Raw genomic sequence first — 3,240 nt, forward strand, 5'->3', positions numbered from 1 at the left:
GTGCAGGTAGAAGCGGTGCAGCCCGAGGCTGCCGCCGACCAGCGCGATCCAGGTCGCGAGTGTCTTCGATTTCGCCATGATCACTGGCCCGCCGCCGGCGGCACGGCATCGCCGGTGCCGAGCGCGCGCTGCATCAGCACCACGTCGAGCCAGCGTTCGAACTTCCAGCCGGCGGACTTCAGCAGCCCGGTGTGCTCGAAGCCGAGGCTGCGGTGCACGCCGATCGATCCGGCATTGGCCGAATCGCCGATCACCGCCAGCATCTGGCGTGCACCGAGCGCCTCGCACTGCGCCATCAGCTCGGCCAGCAGCTGCTTGCCGGCGCCCTGGCCGCGGGCGGCATCCGACAGGTAGATCGAGTCCTCGAGGCAGAAGCGGTAGGCGCGGCGCGGGCGGAAATGGTTCGCGTAGGCGTAGCCCAGCACCTCGCCGTGGCGTTCGGCGACCAGCCACGGCAGGCCCTTGGACAGCACGTCGTCGCGGCGGCGGGTCATCTCGGCGAGGTCGGGTGCCTCGAGCTCGAAGGTGCCGGTGCCGTGCAGCACGTTCCAGCCGTAGACGGCGGTGATGGCGGGGAGGTCGGCGGCCGTGCTGGCGCGAATCGTGATGGGGCTCTCGGACATATTGGCTGGCGGGGTGATCTGGCGAGTTTATAATGCCGGGTTTCGGTGACGGTCGACCCGGAGGGTTGGCGTATCTACGGCACCGACCTCCGATCTGCTTGCCCTGAGTGTCTCCTGGTGCGGTGGATGTTTTCGACAATCTCAAGGAAACAACATGGTCGTGATTCGACTCGCACGTGGTGGCGCCAAGAAGCGTCCGTTCTACAACATCGTCGTCGCTGACTCGCGCGTCCGCCGTGACGGCCGCTTCATCGAGCGCGTCGGCTTCTACAACCCGGTGGCGTCCGGTGGCGAGCAGCCGCTGCGCGTCGCGTTCGACCGCATCGAGCACTGGGTTGCCCACGGCGCCCAGCCGTCGCCGACGGTGGCTCGCCTGGTCGAGCAGGCCAAGGCCGCGACGCCGGCTGCTGCTGCAGCCTGAGTGCCGCCGAGAACGTGTCGATGACCACCGCGCCGGGGCTTGCCGGGATGTCTGATCCCGCGTGGCCCGAGGATGCGGTGGAGATCGGCAGGGTTCTCGATGCCTGGGGCGTGAAGGGCTGGATCCGCGTCCAGCCTTTCGCGGCAGATCCCCAGGCCCTCTTTTCTTCGCGCCGGTGGTTCCTGAAACCGCCGGAGCCGCAAGGCGTGAAGCTTCCGGCGACCGCCGCAGCGGCCTTCCCGCCCTTGCTGAAGGTCGTGCAGGTCAAGGAGCACGGCGATGGCGTCGTGGCCCAGGTGCAGGACGTCGCCGACCGCAACGGGGCCGAGGCCCTGCGCGGTGCGCGCATCTTCGTCGGCCGATCGAGCTTCCCGACCGCCGGCAAGGACGAGTACTACTGGGTCGACCTGATCGGCATGACGGTCGTGAACCGCGAGGGCCAGACCCTCGGCACGGTGGCCGGCCTGATCGACACCGGCCCGCACAGCGTGCTGCGGCTGGCCGCGGCGACGCCGGCCGAGGAGCGGCTGATCCCCTTCGTCGGCGCCTATGTCGACGACGTCAGCCTGGCCGAGCGCCGCATCACCGTCGACTGGGGCCTGGACTACTGATCCCCCCGCTGATGCGCTTCGACGTCGTCACGCTGTTTCCCGAACTGTTCTCGCCGCACCTCACCGTGGGCGTGACGCGCCGCGCGTTCGAATCCGGCCAGGTCGACGTGCGGCTGTGGCCGCTGCGCGACTTCGCCGACGACAACTACCGCCGCGTCGACGACCGGCCGTATGGCGGCGGGCCCGGCATGGTGATGCTGGTCGAGCCGCTGGAGCGTGCGCTCACCACCATCCGCGGCGAGCGCGCTGACGGGGCGAGCGTTCCGGTCGTGCACTTCACGCCGACCGGCCGGCGCATCGATCAAGCGGTGATGCGCGAGTTCGCGGCCGGCTCCGGTGCGGTGCTGCTGTGCGGCCGCTACGAGGGCATCGACCAGCGCTTCATCGATCGCCATGTCACGCTGGAGCTGAGCCTGGGCGATTTCGTGCTGTCCGGCGGCGAGCTGCCGGCGCTCGCGCTGCTCGACGGCGTGGCCCGGTTGCAGGACGGCGTGCTGGGCGATGCGCAGTCGCACCAGCAGGACAGCTTCTCCGACGGCCTGCTCGACTGCCCGCACTACAGCCGCCCCGAAGTGCTCGACGCCGCGACCGGCCCGGACCCGGTGCCGCCGGTGCTGCTGTCGGGGCATCATGCCGACATCGCCCGCTGGCGGCGCGAGCGCTCGCTCGAGATCACCGCCCGGCGCCGCCCGGAATTGATCGCCGCCGCCCGCGCGCGTGGCGAACTGAGCAAACTCGACGAGAAGTTCCTCGCCGGCCTCGGGCTATAATCGCAGGCTTTTCGATCCTCTACCGGGCGTGGCCGCCTTCTTCTTGAGTGGCCACATCAAAATCAGCAACCGCGCCGGCAAGATCACAGGAGAACCCCATGGACCTGATCCAGACCCTCGAGCAAGAAGAAATTGCTCGCCTCAACAAGACCATTCCCCCCTTCGCTCCCGGCGACACGGTGATCGTCAGCGTCAACGTCGTCGAAGGCACCCGCAAGCGCCTGCAGGCCTACGAAGGCGTCGTGATTGCCAAGCGCAACCGCGGCCTGAACTCCAGCTTCATCGTGCGCAAGATCTCCAGCGGCGAAGGCGTGGAGCGTACGTTCCAGCTGTACAGCCCGCTGATCGCGACGATCGAGATCAAGCGCCGTGGCGATGTGCGCCGCGCCAAGCTGTACTACCTGCGCGACCGTTCGGGCAAGTCGGCTCGCATTAAAGAGAAGCTCGCCTGATCCGTACCCGCGTACGGTCATGAAGAAGCCGCCTCCCCGAGGCGGCTTTTTTCTTGTCCAATCGATCCATGCCGCTGAGCTTCAACCCGCTGGAACTGCCCGTCGAGGGCATCGACGATCACCTCCCTGCCATCGCGTTGCCGCACCTGTCGCCCGAGGCCCTGCGCAGCCGCTTCCTCGCGCCGCCGGCCTGGTCGCCGGAGATTGCCGCCGAGCGCGCCTTCGGGTCCCGCGCGCCGGCCCACGCCTCGGTGCTGGTGCCGCTGGTGCAGCGCGAGGTGCTGTGCGTGGTGCTGACCCAGCGCACCGACCACCTGACCGACCACCCCGGCCAGATCAGCTTTCCCGGCGGCCGTGCCGAGT

The 3,240-nt window shown here is 68.8% G+C and carries 5 protein-coding genes and 1 pseudogene; 5 read left to right on the forward strand and 1 reads right to left on the reverse strand.

The genetic code is table 11. The features are described 5' to 3' along the window. Positions 1–80: 80 nt before the first annotated feature. Entirely contained in the window at positions 81–623 is a 543-nt protein-coding gene (locus tag AC1D15_RS23600; RefSeq protein WP_047500704.1) for a GNAT family N-acetyltransferase, read from the reverse strand. A 154-nt stretch (positions 624–777) separates the two neighbouring features. Between AC1D15_RS23600 and rpsP the strand changes: the two genes are divergently transcribed. The 5 genes and pseudogenes from rpsP to AC1D15_RS23625 all read left to right on the forward strand — a co-directional run. Then, on the forward strand, positions 778–1,044 hold the full coding sequence (gene rpsP / locus AC1D15_RS23605) for a 30S ribosomal protein S16 (protein WP_047500706.1): 267 nt from the start codon (positions 778–780) through the stop codon (positions 1,042–1,044). A 20-nt stretch (positions 1,045–1,064) separates the two neighbouring features. After that, entirely contained in the window at positions 1,065–1,655 is a 591-nt protein-coding gene (rimM, locus tag AC1D15_RS23610) for a ribosome maturation factor RimM (RefSeq protein ID WP_197066742.1), read from the forward strand. A gap of 11 nt (positions 1,656–1,666) precedes the next feature. Then, positions 1,667–2,425: a tRNA (guanosine(37)-N1)-methyltransferase TrmD gene (gene trmD / locus AC1D15_RS23615; protein WP_465111141.1), complete on the forward strand. Its 759-nt coding sequence runs from the start codon at positions 1,667–1,669 to the stop codon at positions 2,423–2,425. A 98-nt stretch (positions 2,426–2,523) separates the two neighbouring features. Then, positions 2,524–2,877 (forward strand): 50S ribosomal protein L19, encoded by a 354-nt coding sequence (rplS, locus tag AC1D15_RS23620; RefSeq protein ID WP_047500714.1) that lies wholly within the window; start codon positions 2,524–2,526, stop codon positions 2,875–2,877. Between the two features lie 68 nt (positions 2,878–2,945). Continuing rightward, positions 2,946–3,240: pseudogene (locus tag AC1D15_RS23625) on the forward strand (coenzyme A pyrophosphatase); the annotation flags it as partial.

The sequence above is a fragment of the Rhizobacter sp. P2_H2 genome, from assembly GCF_056403375.1.

Coding starts and splice junctions, on each gene's coding strand:
- AC1D15_RS23600 (WP_047500704.1), bottom strand. CDS start 623: ATGTCCGAGAGCCCCATCACGATTCGCGCCAGCACGGCCGCCGACCTC.
- rpsP (WP_047500706.1), top strand. CDS start 778: ATGGTCGTGATTCGACTCGCACGTGGTGGCGCCAAGAAGCGTCCGTTC.
- rimM (WP_197066742.1), top strand. CDS start 1,065: ATGACCACCGCGCCGGGGCTTGCCGGGATGTCTGATCCCGCGTGGCCC.
- trmD (WP_465111141.1), top strand. CDS start 1,667: ATGCGCTTCGACGTCGTCACGCTGTTTCCCGAACTGTTCTCGCCGCAC.
- rplS (WP_047500714.1), top strand. CDS start 2,524: ATGGACCTGATCCAGACCCTCGAGCAAGAAGAAATTGCTCGCCTCAAC.